The organism is Burkholderia sp. SR8 (assembly GCF_052851275.1).
In genome coordinates this window covers 95,811-110,595 of the sequence record NZ_JAULUC010000018.1, presented here as the reverse complement: position 1 = coordinate 110,595, position 14,785 = coordinate 95,811, and the positions used below count along the sequence as shown (strand labels likewise).

The window sequence follows — 14,785 nt, the reverse complement described above, 5'->3', positions numbered from 1 at the left end:
TCCGGATTTGCGCGAACGACGCGCCCGCTGCCTGCACGTGCGCGCCCGGCGGTTCATAATCGCGCCATCGAACGACGGTCCGCCTCGGCGGGCCTCCGGCAACAGGAAAACATGATGGAAAGCGTCGATCTCGATGTACTGAAATCCAGCGCGCGCTGGCTCGACGAAGGGCGCCGCGTGCTGCTCGTGACGGTCGTGAAGACGTGGGGCTCGTCGCCGCGCCCCGAGGGCGCGATGCTCGCGGTGCGCGAGGACGGGCTCGTCGTCGGCTCCGTGTCCGGCGGCTGTATCGAGGACGACCTGATCGCCCGCGTGCATGCAAGCGGAATCGCGGCCGATGCGCGTCCGGAAGCCGTCAAGTACGGCGTGACGGCCGAGGAAGCGCACCGCTTCGGGCTGCCCTGCGGCGGCACGATCCAGCTGGTGCTGGAGCCGCTCACGCGCGACAGCGGAATCGCGGCGTTGTGTGCGGAAGTCGAAGCCGGCCGGCTCGTCACGCGCACGATGACGCTCGCGACCGGCCGCGCATCGCTGACGCCCGCGCAGGCGACCGACGGGCTGGCGTTCGACGGCGAACGGCTCGTGACGATCCACGGGCCGCGCTACCGGATGCTCGTGATCGGCGCGGGGCAGTTGTCGCGCTATCTGTGCCAGATCGCGGTCGGGCTCGACTATCAGGTGACGGTCTGCGATCCGCGTGACGAATATACCGATGCATGGGACGTCGCCGGCACGCGCGTCGTGCACACGATGCCCGACGATACGGTGCTCGACATGAAGCTCGACGCGCGTTCGGCGGTGATCGCGCTCACGCACGACCCGAAGCTCGACGATCTCGCGCTGATGGAGGCACTGAAGACGCCCGCGTTCTACGTGGGCGCGCTCGGTTCGCGGCGCAACAATGCGGCGCGCCGCGAGCGGCTGCTGGAATTCGACCTGACCGACGCGGAACTCGCGCGGCTGCACGGGCCCGCCGGCATCTACATCGGCAGCCGCACGCCGCCGGAAATCGCGATCTCGATCCTCGCGGAAGTCACCGCGGCGAAGAACAACGTGTCGCTGCCGACGATCCTGCAGGTCGAGGGAGCGAAGGCCGCGCGCGAAATCGCGGCCAACAACGGCGCGACCTGCGGCCTTTGAGACCGGGCGCGGCGCACGGCCGCCGCGTTTGAGTGCCTATCTTGCGCCGGCCGCACGCCGGCGCGTTTCACCCGTCAGGCCAGGCCCGCCGCGAGCGCCGCGGCGACCGAGCCGACCACCAGCACGACGCCGACCGTACGGCGCTTGTTCAGCTCGGTCCACAGCAGCACACCCGTCAGCGACAGCAGGATCAGCGAACCCGCGATCGTGTCCATCAGCAGCACCCAGCCGAGATTCATGCCGACACCGCGATGCAGGTTGTTCAGCGTCGTCAGGAACGTGTTGCCGGTGCGCTTCACCGACACGTAGCCGTTGCCGACCCAGTATTCCGCCTGCAGGCTCTGGTGCGGCCCGAACAGACCCATCTGCCAGTGCTCGGGCTGCATCACGCGCCGGTCGCCCCATGCGACCGGCTGCGCGGGCTCCTTGCGCATGCGGCCCGGCCGGCCGTCGAAGTGCAGTTCCTGCTGCAGCCATTTCGTCATCGCGGCCGGCGACTTCGGCGCGGGATCGGGCAACGCGATCTGCATCTGCTCGACTTGCGGCTCGCCGGTCGGGATCTTCAGCGGCGGCGCGCGGTGATTGAGCAGCACGCCCGTCACGCCGAACAGCAATCCGAGCACCGCGCCCCATAGCCCGACCCAGCCGTGCACCTTGCGCAGCCACTTGATGAAGGTCGCACGGCGCGACCGGTGGAGGCGCGCCGCGCGTGCGGCGTCGCTCAGGGGACGTGCGGCCGGATGCAGCACGGTGACGCCCGCGGCGGGCGTACCCGCCTGCGGCGGGGCAATCGTTTCGGGCGCGTTCACGCGAAAGCTTCCATTCGTTCAAAGCAACGGGCGGCGCACGGAGAAACGTGCACCGCCCGCGGCGTCATGAGATGAGAATGAATATCATTACATAAATGACGTGCCGGCTCAATCGGCGCGCGCACGCGCCGACGCGGGGGAAATGGCGGAGATCGCAGGCGATAGGCGTTGAACGCGGACGAATCGCAGTTCGATGGACGAAGATGGCGGAGAAATCGTCGCGAAAGGCCACGACAGCGTTTCGCAAGAATTCGGGCGTCTGCGGCCGCTCAGCGGCGCAGCGGCGGCAGCGGGAAGCGCGGCGCGGCGTCGTCCGGCACGGGCTCGCTGCGATCGAGCGCGTACAGCCACGCGAGCAGATCGGCGACGGCCTGGTACAGCTGCGGCGGAATCCGGTCGTCGAGGTCGACCTGCATCAGCAGCGACACCATCTCCGGTGCCGTATGCACGTACAGCCCCGCATCGCGCGCGCGGGCGACGATCATCTCGGCGAGCAGGCCGTAGCCCTTCGCGACTACCCGCGGCGCGGTATCGCCGCCCTTCGGATCGTAGACGAGCGCGGCCGCGCGCTTGCGGGCGGCCATGCTCATCGCGGCACCTCGTCGTCGGGGTGCGGCGTGCCGCCGGCCGCGCTGCGCGCATACGCGGCGGCTGCCGCCTGCGCGACGAGCGGATCGAAGCCGTCCGGTTCGTCGCCGACCGCGCGGATCGACAGCCCGCCGAGTTGCAGACCCGAGCCCTCGAAGCGCTGCCGCAGCGCGGCTTCGTTGCGCGTGAGGCGGTCGGCGCCGGCCGAATTCGCGCGCAGCCGCGCGACGAGCTGCTTGCCGTTCAACACCAGCTCCGCGTCGACCGTGCCGAGCGACGGCAGCGTCAGCGTCAGCCGTGTGCGCCACGCGATGCCGTCGCCCGTGTCGTCGCCGCTGCGCGACGCGTGCCCGCCCGGATCGTCGGGCTCGATCGTCCAGTCGAGGCGCGCGCCGGGCCAGGCTTCGCCCGCCCAGCGGAACTGGTCGGTCGCGAGCGCGTCGAGTTGCTGGCGAACCAGCGGTACGGCAGCCGGATGCACCGGAGCCGATGCCTGCGCCTGCGGGTCGGCCGATGCCGCGGCGAGTTCGGCACGCGCGGGCGTCCAGTGCGCGCCGGGATGATCGCCGAGCGGATCGGACATCTCGGCCGCGCCCGCTGCCGCGCCTGGCCGGCTGGCCGCCTGCACGTTCGGCAGAGTCTGCGCGAGCTGGTGCGCAGCCGCCCCGGCCGTCGCGGTCGCGCCGGGCGGCACGGCGGCGCGCGCGGCTGCCGCCGGCAACGGCAGGCGCTGCGCGAGCAGTTCGTCGAGCTCGTCGGGTGTCGCGTGTTGCGCGGCGTCCGGGGCGGCCTGCACCGGCACGGTCGCGAGCCGCGCCTGCGGTTCGCGCAGCAGCGCGTCAAGCGGGCGCTGGCCGGCCAGCCATTGCGCGAGATGAGATTCGTAGAACAGGCCGCTTTCGCTCACGGCCTGCGCCAGCGCGGCTCGCAGTGCAGCCACGGGCGGCGCGGCGGCCAGCGCCCGCGCGGCCGCGACGTCGGCGGCCGGCGAGCCGGCGGAAGCAGCAGCGGAAGACGCAGCGGAAGACGCGGCGGGAGCGGATGGGTGCGCGGCGTCCGGCGCCACGGGCGCTGCGCTACTCAGCAGCACGGTCGGATCGGCGAGCAACGGCGCGCGTCCCGCGATCGCCGGCGTCGCGGCGCCGCCCGAGCGCGAGATCGCATCGAGCACGAGCGCGACTTCGGACAGCGCGGTCTGCGCGGACGCCGGCGGCGCGGCCGGCGCGGCACCCGTGGACGACGGCGACGACGCGCCCGCGCCCGGCGTGCCGACCTGCGCGGTCGCGCCGCCGCCGGCGGGCGCGGTCACGGGGCCGGTCAGCAGGCTGTCCAGGCGGCTTGCCAGCACGGCAGCCGCAACGGAGTCGATACCGGTCATGATCGGAGCCTGCTCACCTCAGCCACTTCGTTGCGAATCCGGGCACGCGGCGACCGCCGCCCCGGCAATCGGGCACTACCCGCGCGCGCGGTACAGATCGGTCAGCACCTTGGTCGAGCGCCGCGCCTCGAACAGCGCGGACAGCCGCGCGACGTCCGGGCTCGCGAGGTCGCGGATCGCCGCGTCGTCGGCGAGGATCCGGCGGATCAGCGCCAGCTTGCGGCCGAGATCCGCTTCGTCGAGCGCCACGCCCGGATCGGCCTCCTTCAACCCGTCGACGAGTCGCAGGAATTCGGCCTGCAACTCCGGCAGCGCGCTCCAGTCGGCACTGCGCGCGGCGCACAGCATCCGGCCCGACACCGCCGCGAGCGCCTCGTAGCGAGCGAAGTATTCGGCCTTGAGATTCATCGCACCGCGTCCGCCGCTTGTTGCGCGGCCATCCGGGCGACTTCCGGCGCGATGCCCGTCCACGCTTCCTCGAGCGTGGCGAGCAGTCCGTCGACCTCGACCAGCATCGCGTCGCTCGCGTGCAGGTTGGCTTCCAGCAGGCGCCGGCCGATATACGCGTACAGCGCGTCGAGCCGCCCGGCGATGTCGCCGCCCGCGTCGCGGTTGAGCGACGCCTGCAACCCGCTCTCGACGATCCCGATCGCCTTGCCGATCGCTTCGCCGCGTGCGGCCACGTTGCCTTGCTGCAAATGCATGCGCGCGAGCGCGACGGCCTGCCGTGCGCCCTGGTACAGCATCGCGATCAGCCGGTGCGGGGAGGCGCCCATCACCCCGGTCTCGACGCCGACACGCGCGTACGCATTGGCTCCAGCGTGTCCTGGGGAAAACATGCGCTTCTCCTTGTGATGCGTTTGCTATGCGGGGCCGCCGCCCTGCATCGCATGGCGCGGCCTTGTTCCGGAGTTATCGGAAGGGAATTGAAAAGCTTTAGGCGGGTGGACGGGTGGGCCGGCGTCGCCGCGGCGGGTGCCGCGTGGCCGTCAGCGCAGAGCCGTAGCGGTGCCGCATCCGGCCGGATGGGCGGCCTGGCTGCCCGCGCCGGGCGGCCCGGCCGCCGACGCCCGTCCCCGACCTGCCTGCCTCGTCACACCGACATCTGCATGATGTCGTTGTAAGCGCTCACCAACTTGTTGCGGACTTGCAGCCCGAACTGGAACCCGATGTTGGCCTTCTGCATGTCGACCATCACGTCGTTCAGCGACACGTTCGCCGCGCCGATTTCGAACGCGTGCGCCTCGCCGAGCGCGTGCTGCTGGTCGCCGCTGATCTTGTCGAGCGACGCCTTCATCGCGCTCGCAAACGTGCCGGCGGTCGCGGCGCCCGAGCCGGCAAGCGCGGCCGTCGGGCTCGCGACCCCGCCGCCCGCCTGCGCGGCCATCGCCTGCATCTGTTGCAACACCGAACCGATTCCGCTGACGTTGGCAGCCATGCTGTCCCCAGACATAAGAGAAGTGACCCGGCGTACCGGGCGTGTCCGCCGGCGCCGCACGATGCGCACCATGCCGGATCGCGAAAAAGGATAGCAGCGGGGCGCGCGCCAAAGCCGCGAAAGTACGGGGGAAACCCCGCTCTTTTCGGTCGATCGGAGTCGCGCGCGGGTCCCGATAATCGCATCGTGTCATTGTCCGTCCGCTCGTCCGAGCGGCTCAGTCGTCCCGCTCCGGAGAAACTCCACGCATGGATTCGCAGGCCAACTCGCTGATCAACCCCGACGCTCGCACGGGCCTCGCCAGCCCGGTGCCAGGCGCCACCGCGGCCGCCGCGTTGCCGGGCGCAGGCGGCGCCGGCGCGGACTTCGGGTTCGGCGGCTTCGCGGAACGGATTCCCGGCATCTCGCGGATGAAGGGCAACCCGAAGCTGCCGTTCGTGATCGCCGTCGCGTTCGCGATCGCCGCGATCACCGCACTCGTGCTGTGGAGCCGCGCGCCCGACTACCGCGTGCTGTACAGCAACCTGTCGGATCGCGACGGCGGCGCGATCATTGCCGCGCTCCAGCAGGCAAACGTTCCGTACAAGTTCGCCGACGCCGGCGGCGCGATCCTCGTGCCGTCGAACCAGGTGCACGAGACGCGCCTGAAGCTCGCCGCGATGGGGCTGCCGAAGGGCGGCTCGGTCGGCTTCGAGCTGATGGACAACCAGAAATTCGGCATCAGCCAGTTCGCCGAGCAGGTGAACTACCAGCGCGCGCTCGAAGGCGAGCTGCAGCGCACGATCGAATCGATCAACGCGGTGCGCGGCGCGCGCGTGCATCTCGCGATCCCGAAGCCGTCGGTGTTCGTGCGCGACAAGGAAGCGCCGAGCGCATCCGTGTTCGTCGACCTCTATCCGGGCCGCGTACTCGACGAGGGCCAGGTGCAGGCGATCACGCGGATGGTGTCGTCCGGCGTGCCCGACATGCCGGCGAAGAACGTGACGATCGTCGACCAGGACGGCAACCTGCTGACGCAGACCGCCTCGGCATCCGGCCTCGACGCGAGCCAGCTCAAGTACGTGCAGCAGGTCGAGCGCAACACGCAGAAGCGCATCGACGCGATCCTCGCGCCGATCTTCGGCGCCGGCAACGCGCGCTCGCAGGTCAGCGCGGACATCGATTTCTCGAAGCTCGAACAGACGTCGGAAAGCTACGGCCCGAACGGCACGCCGCAGCAGGCCGCGATCCGCAGCCAGCAGACCAGCACCGCGACCGAGCTCGCGCAGGGCGGCGCGTCGGGCGTGCCGGGCGCGCTGTCGAACACGCCGCCGCAGCCGGCCTCCGCGCCGATCGTCGCCGGCAACGGCCAGAGCGGGCCGCAGTCGACGCCGGTCAGCGACCGCAAGGACCAGACGACCAACTACGAGCTCGACAAGACGATCCGCCACGTCGAGCAGCCGATGGGCAACGTGAAGCGGCTGTCGGTGGCGGTCGTCGTCAACTATCAGCCGATCGCCGACGCGAAGGGCCACGTGACGATGCAGCCGCTGCCGCCCGCGAAGCTCGCGCAGATCGAGCAGCTCGTGAAGGACGCGATGGGCTACGACGAGAAGCGCGGCGACTCGGTGAACGTCGTGAACAGCGCGTTCTCGACCGTGAACGATCCGTACGCCGACCTGCCGTGGTGGCGCCAGCCCGACATGATCGCGATGGCGAAGGAAGCGGCGAAGTGGCTCGGCATCGCAGCGGCCGCGGCGGCGCTCTATTTCATGTTCGTGCGCCCGGCGATGCGCCGCGCATTCCCGCCGCCCGAGCCGGTCGCGCCGGCCCTCGCGGCGCCGGACGAAGTCATCGCGCTCGACGGCCTGCCCGCCCCGGAGAAGGAAGAGGAGCCCGATACGCTGCTGCTCGGCTTCGAGAACGAAAAGAACCGCTACGAACGCAACCTCGACTATGCGCGCACGATCGCCCGCCAGGATCCGAAGATCGTCGCCACCGTCGTGAAGAACTGGGTGTCCGATGAACGCTGAAGGCCTGACCAAGAGCGCGCTGCTGCTGATGTCGATCGGCGAGGAAGAGGCCGCTGAAGTATTCAAGTTCCTCGCGCCGCGCGAGGTCCAGAAGATCGGCGCCGCGATGGCCTCGCTGAAGAACGTCACGCGCGAGCAGGTCGAGGACGTGCTGCAGGAGTTCGCGAAGGAAGCCGAGCAGCACACCGCGCTGTCGCTCGATTCGAGCGAGTACATCCGCTCGGTGCTGACCAAGGCGCTCGGCGAGGACAAGGCCGGCGTGCTGATCGACCGGATCCTGCAGGGCAGCGACACGAGCGGAATCGAAGGCCTGAAGTGGATGGACTCGGCCGCCGTCGCCGAACTGATCAAGAACGAGCATCCGCAGATCATCGCGACGATCCTCGTGCACCTCGACCGCGACCAGGCGTCGGAGATCGCGTCGTGCTTCACCGAGCGGCTGCGCAACGACGTGCTGCTGCGGATCGCGACGCTCGACGGCATCCAGCCGGCCGCGCTGCGCGAGCTCGACGACGTGCTGACCGGCCTGCTGTCCGGCAGCGACAACCTGAAGCGCAGCCCGATGGGCGGCATCCGCACCGCGGCCGAGATCCTGAACTTCATGACGAGCCATCATGAAGAAGGCGTGCTCGAAAGCGTGCGCCAGTACGACGCCGACCTCGCGCAGAAGATCGTCGACCAGATGTTCGTGTTCGAGAACCTGCTCGACCTCGAGGATCGCGCGATCCAGATGGTGCTGAAGGAAGTCGAGTCGGAAACGCTGATCATCGCGCTGAAGGGCGCGCCGCCCGCGCTGCGCCAGAAGTTCCTCGCGAACATGTCGCAGCGCGCGGCCGAACTGCTCGCCGAGGACCTCGACGCGCGCGGCCCGGTACGCGTGTCCGAAGTGGAGACGCAGCAGCGCCGCATCCTGCAGATCGTGCGCAACCTCGCCGAGAGCGGTCAGATCGTGATCGGCGGCAAGGCGGAAGACGCGTATGTCTGATTCCGCGCGCGAGCTCGCCGGCACCCTCACCGCGTACCAGCGGTGGGAGATGGCGTCGTTCGATCCGCCGCCGCCTCCGCCGCCGCCCGACGACGCGGCCGCAGCCGCCGCCGCGCTCGCCGAGGAACTGCAGCGCGTGCGCGATGCCGCGCATGCCGAAGGCCATGCGGCCGGTCACGTCGAAGGCCAGGCGCGCGGGTATCAGGCCGGTTTCGAGCAGGGCCGCGAGCAGGGCTTCGAGGCCGGCCAGGCCGAAGCCCGCGAACAGGCCGCGCAGCTTGCCGCGCTCGCCGCATCGTTTCGCGAAGCGGTGTCGAGCGCCGAGCACGATCTCGCGTCCGACCTCGCGCAGCTCGCGCTCGACATCGCGCAGCAGGTCGTGCGCCAGCACGTGAAACACGATCCCGCCGCGCTCGTCGCGGCCGTGCGCGACGTGCTCGCCGCCGAGCCGGCGTTGTCCGGCGCGCCGCATCTCGCGGTGAATCCGGCCGACCTGCCCGTCGTCGAAGCGTATCTGCAGGACGATCTCGACACGCTCGGCTGGAACGTGCGCACCGACGCGTCGATCGAGCGCGGCGGCTGCCGCGCGCACGCCGCGACGGGCGAGGTCGACGCGACGCTGCCGACCCGCTGGCAACGCGTCGCCGCCGCGATCGGCAAGGTGAGCACGTGGTGACGCGCACGCCCGAGTCGCTCGCGCACGACGGCATGACGCCGCTCGAGCGCGAGCTCGCGCTCGCGTCGTTCGGGCCCGAAGGCGCGCACGGCGCCGAGCCGCATCCGGCCAGCGCGCCGGCCGATGCGCCGCGCGCACCGCACAATCCGCATCTCGCGCACTGGCGCACGCACCTGAACGGACTCGCCGCGCGCAGCCATCGCGCGCTGCCGCTGCGCCCGTGCGGGCGCCTCACGCGCGCAGCGGGGCTCGTGCTCGAGGCGATCGGGCTGCGCCTGTCGGTCGGCGCCGAATGCACGATCGAACTGCCGCCCGGCAGCACGCTGCCGCACGCGCAAGCGGAAGTCGTCGGGTTCTCCGGCGACCGCCTGTTCCTGATGCCGACCACCGACGTCGCGGGCGTGCTGCCCGGCGCGCGCGTGTGGCCGCTGGAAAGCGCGCCGGTCGCCGATCCGCTCGCCGGCGCGAAGCGGCTGCCGGTCGGCTGGGAGATGCTCGGGCGCGTCGTCGACGCGTCGGGCCGCCCGCTCGATGGCCTCGGCCCGCTCGCGTCGAGGGTCGACGCGCCGCTGTCGGCGCCGTCGATCAACCCGCTCGATCGCGAGCCGATCCACCACGTGCTCGACGTCGGCGTGCGCGCGATCAACGGGCTGCTCACCGTCGGCCGCGGGCAGCGGATGGGCCTGTTCGCCGGTTCCGGCGTCGGCAAGTCGGTGCTGCTCGGCACGATGGCGCGCTACACCAGCGCGGAAGTGATCGTGATCGGGCTGATCGGCGAACGCGGCCGCGAAGTGAAGGAATTCATCGAGCAGATCCTCGGCGAGGACGGTCTTGCGCGCTCGGTCGTCGTCGCCGCGCCGGCCGACGTGTCGCCGCTGTTGCGGATGCAGGGCGCCGCATACGCGACGTCGCTCGCCGAGTATTTCCGCGACCAGGGCAAGCACGTGCTGCTGCTGATGGATTCGCTGACGCGCTATGCGATGGCGCAGCGCGAGATCGCGCTCGCGATCGGCGAGCCGCCGGCGACCAAGGGTTATCCGCCGTCGGTGTTCGCGAAGCTGCCCGCGCTCGTCGAGCGCACCGGCAACGGGCCCGCAGGCGGCGGCTCGATCACCGCGTTCTACACGGTGCTGACCGAAGGCGACGATCAGCAGGACCCGATCGCCGATTCGGCGCGCGCGATCCTCGACGGCCACATCGTGCTGTCGCGCGCGCTCGCCGAGGCCGGCCACTATCCGGCGATCGACATCGAGGCGTCGATCAGCCGCGCGATGACCGCGCTGATCGACGAACCGCATCTCGATCGCGTGCGGCAGTTCAAACAAATGCTGTCGCGCTACCAGCGCAACCGCGACCTGATCGCGGTCGGCGCGTACGCGCCCGGCCGCGACGCGCAGCTCGACCGCGCGATCGCGCTCTACCCGCGCATCGAATCGTTCCTGCAGCAGGGCTTTCGCGAATGCGCGCCGTTCGCGTCGAGCCTCGCCGAGCTCGATGCGCTGTTCGACGGACACGGAGGCTGATTCCGATGGCACACGGCTTTCCCCTTCAACTGCTGCTCGACCGCGCGCAGGAAGACCTCGACACGGCAGCGAAGCAGCTCGGCACCGCGCAGCGCGACCGCACCGCGGCCGCCGAACAGCTCGATGCGCTGCTGCGCTATCGCGACGAATACCACGCGCGCTTCGCGCAGTCGGCGCAGCACGGAATGCCGGCCGGCAACTGGCGCAACTTCCAGGCGTTCATCGATACGCTCGACGCGGCGATCGCGCAGCAGCGCAACGTGCTGGCCGCGGCCGAAATCCGCATGGACGAGGCGCGCCCGAACTGGCAGCAGAAGAAACGCACCGTCGGCTCATACGAAATCCTGCAGGCGCGCGGCGTCGCGCAGGAAGCGCAGCGTGCCGCGAAGCGCGAACAGCGCGACGCCGACGAACACGCCGCGAAGATCCTGCGCATGCGAGCCGATGCGGCCCGCTCGGCGTAACCGCTCACCGCTTTCGAACGAGAGAATCGTCATGCCCCCCCTGCCCCTGCTCGGCGCATTGCTCGACACCGCCGGCGCCGCCCTCAAGGCCGCCACCCGCAGCGCGGGTTCCACCGCGTCCGCCGCGTCCGCCGGCAACGATGCCGCGACCGGCCCGGCCGCCGTGCCGTTCGCGCAGACGCTGAAGCAAAGCGTCGTCGCGCGGCACGACACCGCGAACGCCGGCACGCCGGATGCCGCGTCGAATCAGGCGTCGTCCGCGCCGACCGCCGGCACGAAGCCGTCCGGCAACGGCAGCGACGACGACAAGTCGACCGCCGACGCAAACGCGACGCCCAATCCCGATGCGGCCGCGCTGGCCGCAGCCGCCGCCGTGCAGGCGCAACTGCAGGCGCGCGCGGCCGACGCGGCCCCGGCCGACGCCAGTACCGCCAATAGCGCCGCGACCGCCGCCACGGCCGCGCAAACGACCGCCGTGTCCGGCCAGCCCGACGCGACCGCCGCGCTGACGAATCACGCAGCCAAGGACGCAGCCGCCGATCCGGCCACCGCACCGGCATCGAGCCGCGATGCGCTGCAGGCGGCGCTGGCGAAGCTGACGGGCGGTTCGGGCGCGATCGCGATGCCCGCGACGAGCGCGGCCGGCACGGCGGCAGCCGCGGCACCGGCTACGTCCGCGTCGGCCGCTGCCGCCGCGCCGACGCCGAAGGTCCCGACCTTCGAGCGCACGCTCGCGGACGCGAAAGGCGCACTCGCGACGCAGCAGGCGCCCACGCAGGCCGCCGCACCGGCGCTGCAGGCCGGCGCTACAGGCCAGCCGGCCGCGCAGCACGCGTTCGCGGCCGTCGAAGAAGCCGCCAGCCCGGCCGCCGACGCGTCGGTCTCCGCCGCTGCAACGGCCGCGGCCGCCGCGCAGGCGAACGTGCAGGCATCGCCTGCCGCCGCCTCGATCGCCGCGGCCAACGCGCACGTGCTGGCCCCGCATGTCGGCACCGCCGACTGGACCGACGCGCTGAGCCAGAAGGTCGTGTTCCTGTCGAACGCGCACCAGCAGAGCGCGGAGCTGACGCTGAATCCGCCGGACCTCGGCCCGCTGCAGGTCGTGCTGCGCGTCGCGGACAATCACGCGCATGCGCTGTTCGTGTCGCAGCACGCGCAGGTACGCGATGCGGTGGAGGCCGCGCTGCCGAAGCTGCGCGAAGCGATGGAAGCGGGCGGGCTCGGTCTCGGCAGCGCGACCGTCAGCGACGGCGGCTTCGCCTCGCAGCAGCAGAACGCGCAACAGAGTTTCGCCGGCGGCCAGTCGGCGCGGCGCGCACGCGCCGGATCGTCAGCCGTCGATGCACCGGCCGACGTTGCGCAATCCGCAGCGGCCGGCGCGACCGTGAGCCGCGCGGGCCTCGTCGATACGTTCGCCTGAGCATCGCGTCCGCCGCGTGCCGGTGCGCGCCGCTCAGCGGCCGTGCACCGCCGCGGCCGCCTCGCCGCGCGGCACGCCGGCGCGCCGTGCAGCGACGATGAAGTCCGCCGCACGTTCGCCGATCATCACCGACGGCGCATTCGTGTTCCCGCCGATCAGCGTCGGCATCACCGACGCGTCCACCACGCGCAGCCCTTCGACGCCCCGCACGCGCAGTTGCGGATCGACGACCGCGCGCGCATCCGAGCCCATCCGGCAGGTGCCGACCGGGTGATAGATCGTGTCCGCATGCGCGACGATCGTCGCACGCAGCTCCGCCTCGCTCTGGTCGGGCCGCGTGTACAGCTCGCGCCCGCCCTGCGACGCGAGCGGCGCCTGCGACAGGATCCGCCGCATGGCCTGCGCGCCGCGCACCAGCAGGTCGAGATCGCGCGGATCGCTGAAGAAGCGCGGATCGATCAGCGGCGCGTCGCGCGCGTCGCCGCTCGCGAGCGCGACCGTGCCGCGGCTGAACGGCCGCAGCGCGCACACGTGCAGCGAATAGCCGAAGCCCCAGTGCATCTTGCGGTTGTGGTCGTCGACGAGCGCCGTGCAGAAATGCAGCTGCAGGTCCGGACGATCGAGCGACGGATCGCTCTTGATGAAGCCGCCCGCCTCCGCGACGTTGCTCGTCATCATCCCCGTGCGGCTCGAGAAATAGCGCACGAGCGCCGGCGTCATCTTCGCGATCCCGCGCAGACAGATGCCGACCAGCTCCGACGAATTCACGCGCGTGTTGATGATGAAGTCGATGTGGTCGATCAGGTTCGCGCCGACGTCCGGCGCATTCTGCACGACCGCGATTCCGTGGCGGCGCAGCTGCTCGGCCGGCCCGATCCCCGAGCACATCAGCAGTTGCGGCGAATTGAACGCGCCGGCCGACAGGATCACTTCCGCGCGCGCGCCGAGCGTTTCGACGCGGCCGTCGCGCGACACCACGACACCGACTGCGCGCTTGCCGTCGAAGCCGACGCGCAGCACCGTCGCATCGGTGATCACGTGCAGGTTCGGCCGGTTGCGGCCGTAGATGTATGCGCGCGCGACGCTGCAGCGCGAGCCGTCGCGATGCGTGACCTGATAGAAACCGACGCCTTCCTGCGTCGCACCGTTGAAGTCGTCGTTCAGCGGATAGCCGGCCGCATGCGCGGCCTGGATGAATCGTTCGGAGAACGGATTGCGGAAGCGCAGATCCGACACCGTCAGCGGACCGTCCGCGCCGTGCCACGCATCGGCGCCGCGCTCGTTGCCTTCCGCGCGGCGGAAATACGGCAGCACGTCCCGCCAGCCCCAGCCCGTCGCCCCCAGTTGCGCCCACTCGTCGTAGTCGCCCGGATGGCCGCGCGTGTAGATCATCGCGTTGATCGCGCTCGAGCCGCCCATCCCGCGCCCGCGCGGCTGGTAGCCGCGGCGGCCGCCGAGGCCCGGCTGCGGCACCGTCTCGTATCCGTAGTTCGTGCCGAGCTTGAACGGCACCAGCGCCGCGATCCCCACCGGCATGTTCACGAGCAGGTTGCGCTCCGTATGCGAGCCGGCTTCGATCAGCGCGATCGTCGCGTCGGGGCACGCATCGGCGAGGCGGCTGGCGACGCTCGAGCCGCCCGAGCCTGCGCCAACGATGATGTAGTCGTATTGCATGTCACGTCTCCTTCGTGTCATGAACGGCGCCCGGCGCGACCGGCTCCCGCTTGTAATGTTCGGGCATTGTAGGAATGGCCGTCGCGCGCGCGGCACGCCGATTCAAGAGCGATTCCTCTAAACGGCCGCGTGAACTAAATTTAAGATGTATCGATCGATGCGACGCGATCGACGGGCCGTCAGAAGCCGCGCCGTCGCGAAACCAGGGAGACGACGATGCAGCGCGACGTTCTGCAGGCCGCGTGTCGACCGGCGAGTCCGGACGCGCCGCGCACGGCCCGCATTTCATTTCAAACGCAGGCTCCGACGTTCACGTGCCGCACCATGTACGCGACCGGCCGAAATCGAACGACGCACGATGTCGCCGACCGTTCGGACGGCTTGTCGCGCGCGCAGCGCGTGCTGCGCATCCGCCCGGCGCCGCGCGGGTTCGGATGCCCCGCTTCGGTGCATCCGCAAGCGTGTGCCGCGCGCGATCGCGCATCGTCCAGCAGTGTCTTCGCGCCGCATGCACAGCCCGTGCAATCCCGTTTCGACACGCGGACACCGTCGCGCGAATGCGACGTTCGCCGCCTGCTTCACCCGGTTTTCGACCGCGCATCGCAGCACCCGGCCGCGCGCCGCGCGATGCGCGCCATCCCGACCCATCCCGCCACGCTCGCCGAGCGCGCCCGTGCG

At 71.0% G+C, this 14,785-nt stretch carries 14 protein-coding genes; 7 read left to right on the top strand and 7 right to left on the bottom strand.

Features of this window, described 5'->3' with window-relative positions:
• Window positions 1-114: 114 nt before the first annotated feature.
• Window positions 115-1,140 carry an XdhC family protein gene (locus tag Q3A80_RS22135; protein WP_446331006.1) on the top strand — a complete coding sequence of 342 codons (1,026 nt, stop codon included), beginning with the start codon at window positions 115-117 and terminating at the stop codon, window positions 1,138-1,140.
• A gap of 74 nt (window positions 1,141-1,214) precedes the next feature.
• Here the strand turns inward: Q3A80_RS22135 and Q3A80_RS22130 are convergent, their stop codons facing one another.
• The 6 genes from Q3A80_RS22130 to fliE form a co-directional block, all read right to left on the bottom strand.
• Window positions 1,215-1,949: a PepSY-associated TM helix domain-containing protein gene (locus Q3A80_RS22130; RefSeq protein ID WP_446331005.1), complete on the bottom strand. Its 735-nt coding sequence runs from the start codon at window positions 1,947-1,949 to the stop codon at window positions 1,215-1,217.
• Between the two features lie 269 nt (window positions 1,950-2,218).
• Complete coding sequence (locus tag Q3A80_RS22125) at window positions 2,219-2,539, bottom strand: EscU/YscU/HrcU family type III secretion system export apparatus switch protein (protein WP_446331004.1); 321 nt, start codon at window positions 2,537-2,539, stop codon at window positions 2,219-2,221.
• Window positions 2,536-3,915, bottom strand: coding sequence for a flagellar hook-length control protein FliK (gene fliK / locus Q3A80_RS22120; protein WP_446331003.1), 1,380 nt, complete (start codon window positions 3,913-3,915; stop codon window positions 2,536-2,538). The genes Q3A80_RS22125 and fliK overlap by 4 nt, the downstream gene beginning before the upstream one ends.
• A 75-nt stretch (window positions 3,916-3,990) precedes the next feature.
• Entirely contained in the window at window positions 3,991-4,323 is a 333-nt protein-coding gene (locus Q3A80_RS22115) for a flagellar protein FliT (RefSeq protein ID WP_446331002.1), read from the bottom strand.
• Window positions 4,320-4,754 carry a flagellar export chaperone FliS gene (gene fliS / locus Q3A80_RS22110; RefSeq protein WP_446331001.1) on the bottom strand — a complete coding sequence of 145 codons (435 nt, stop codon included), beginning with the start codon at window positions 4,752-4,754 and terminating at the stop codon, window positions 4,320-4,322. The genes Q3A80_RS22115 and fliS overlap by 4 nt, the downstream gene beginning before the upstream one ends.
• A 254-nt stretch (window positions 4,755-5,008) precedes the next feature.
• On the bottom strand, window positions 5,009-5,353 hold the full coding sequence (fliE, locus tag Q3A80_RS22105; protein WP_446331000.1) for a flagellar hook-basal body complex protein FliE: 345 nt from the start codon (window positions 5,351-5,353) through the stop codon (window positions 5,009-5,011).
• A 248-nt stretch (window positions 5,354-5,601) separates the two neighbouring features.
• On the opposite strand from fliE, the gene fliF reads away from it, so the two are divergent.
• The 6 genes from fliF to Q3A80_RS22075 are packed head-to-tail and all read left to right on the top strand — an operon-like array spanning window position 5,602 to window position 12,433.
• Window positions 5,602-7,365 (top strand): flagellar basal-body MS-ring/collar protein FliF, encoded by a 1,764-nt coding sequence (gene fliF, locus Q3A80_RS22100; protein ID WP_446330999.1) that lies wholly within the window; start codon window positions 5,602-5,604, stop codon window positions 7,363-7,365.
• Window positions 7,355-8,350 carry a flagellar motor switch protein FliG gene (gene fliG, locus Q3A80_RS22095; protein ID WP_446330998.1) on the top strand — a complete coding sequence of 332 codons (996 nt, stop codon included), beginning with the start codon at window positions 7,355-7,357 and terminating at the stop codon, window positions 8,348-8,350. The genes fliF and fliG overlap by 11 nt, the downstream gene beginning before the upstream one ends.
• Window positions 8,343-9,026, top strand: coding sequence for a flagellar assembly protein FliH (gene fliH, locus Q3A80_RS22090; RefSeq protein ID WP_446330997.1), 684 nt, complete (start codon window positions 8,343-8,345; stop codon window positions 9,024-9,026). Before fliG ends, fliH begins: the two co-directional genes overlap by 8 nt.
• Window positions 9,020-10,549 (top strand): flagellar protein export ATPase FliI, encoded by a 1,530-nt coding sequence (fliI, locus tag Q3A80_RS22085; RefSeq protein WP_446330996.1) that lies wholly within the window; start codon window positions 9,020-9,022, stop codon window positions 10,547-10,549. The genes fliH and fliI overlap by 7 nt, the downstream gene beginning before the upstream one ends.
• Before the next feature lie 5 nt (window positions 10,550-10,554).
• Window positions 10,555-11,013: a flagellar export protein FliJ gene (gene fliJ, locus Q3A80_RS22080; protein WP_446330995.1), complete on the top strand. Its 459-nt coding sequence runs from the start codon at window positions 10,555-10,557 to the stop codon at window positions 11,011-11,013.
• A 31-nt stretch (window positions 11,014-11,044) separates the two neighbouring features.
• The gene (locus Q3A80_RS22075; protein ID WP_446330994.1) at window positions 11,045-12,433 is read left to right on the top strand and encodes a flagellar hook-length control protein FliK; all 1,389 of its coding nucleotides are present in this window, start codon (window positions 11,045-11,047) and stop codon (window positions 12,431-12,433) included.
• A gap of 33 nt (window positions 12,434-12,466) precedes the next feature.
• On the opposite strand, the gene Q3A80_RS22070 is transcribed toward Q3A80_RS22075, so the two are convergent.
• Entirely contained in the window at window positions 12,467-14,107 is a 1,641-nt protein-coding gene (locus Q3A80_RS22070) for a GMC family oxidoreductase (RefSeq protein ID WP_446330993.1), read from the bottom strand.
• Window positions 14,108-14,785: the final 678 nt, after the last annotated feature.

What these genes read in the sequence shown, in the direction of transcription:
- Q3A80_RS22115 (WP_446331002.1), bottom strand. Translation starts at nt 4,323, where the DNA reads ATGAATCTCAAGGCCGAATACTTCGCTCGCTACGAGGCGCTCGCGGCG.
- Q3A80_RS22125 (WP_446331004.1), bottom strand. Translation starts at nt 2,539, where the DNA reads ATGAGCATGGCCGCCCGCAAGCGCGCGGCCGCGCTCGTCTACGATCCG.
- fliG (WP_446330998.1), top strand. Translation starts at nt 7,355, where the DNA reads ATGAACGCTGAAGGCCTGACCAAGAGCGCGCTGCTGCTGATGTCGATC.
- Q3A80_RS22070 (WP_446330993.1), bottom strand. Translation starts at nt 14,107, where the DNA reads ATGCAATACGACTACATCATCGTTGGCGCAGGCTCGGGCGGCTCGAGC.
- fliJ (WP_446330995.1), top strand. Translation starts at nt 10,555, where the DNA reads ATGGCACACGGCTTTCCCCTTCAACTGCTGCTCGACCGCGCGCAGGAA.
- fliF (WP_446330999.1), top strand. Translation starts at nt 5,602, where the DNA reads ATGGATTCGCAGGCCAACTCGCTGATCAACCCCGACGCTCGCACGGGC.
- fliS (WP_446331001.1), bottom strand. Translation starts at nt 4,754, where the DNA reads ATGTTTTCCCCAGGACACGCTGGAGCCAATGCGTACGCGCGTGTCGGC.
- fliH (WP_446330997.1), top strand. Translation starts at nt 8,343, where the DNA reads ATGTCTGATTCCGCGCGCGAGCTCGCCGGCACCCTCACCGCGTACCAG.
- fliK (WP_446331003.1), bottom strand. Translation starts at nt 3,915, where the DNA reads ATGACCGGTATCGACTCCGTTGCGGCTGCCGTGCTGGCAAGCCGCCTG.
- Q3A80_RS22135 (WP_446331006.1), top strand. Translation starts at nt 115, where the DNA reads ATGGAAAGCGTCGATCTCGATGTACTGAAATCCAGCGCGCGCTGGCTC.
- Q3A80_RS22075 (WP_446330994.1), top strand. Translation starts at nt 11,045, where the DNA reads ATGCCCCCCCTGCCCCTGCTCGGCGCATTGCTCGACACCGCCGGCGCC.
- fliE (WP_446331000.1), bottom strand. Translation starts at nt 5,353, where the DNA reads ATGGCTGCCAACGTCAGCGGAATCGGTTCGGTGTTGCAACAGATGCAG.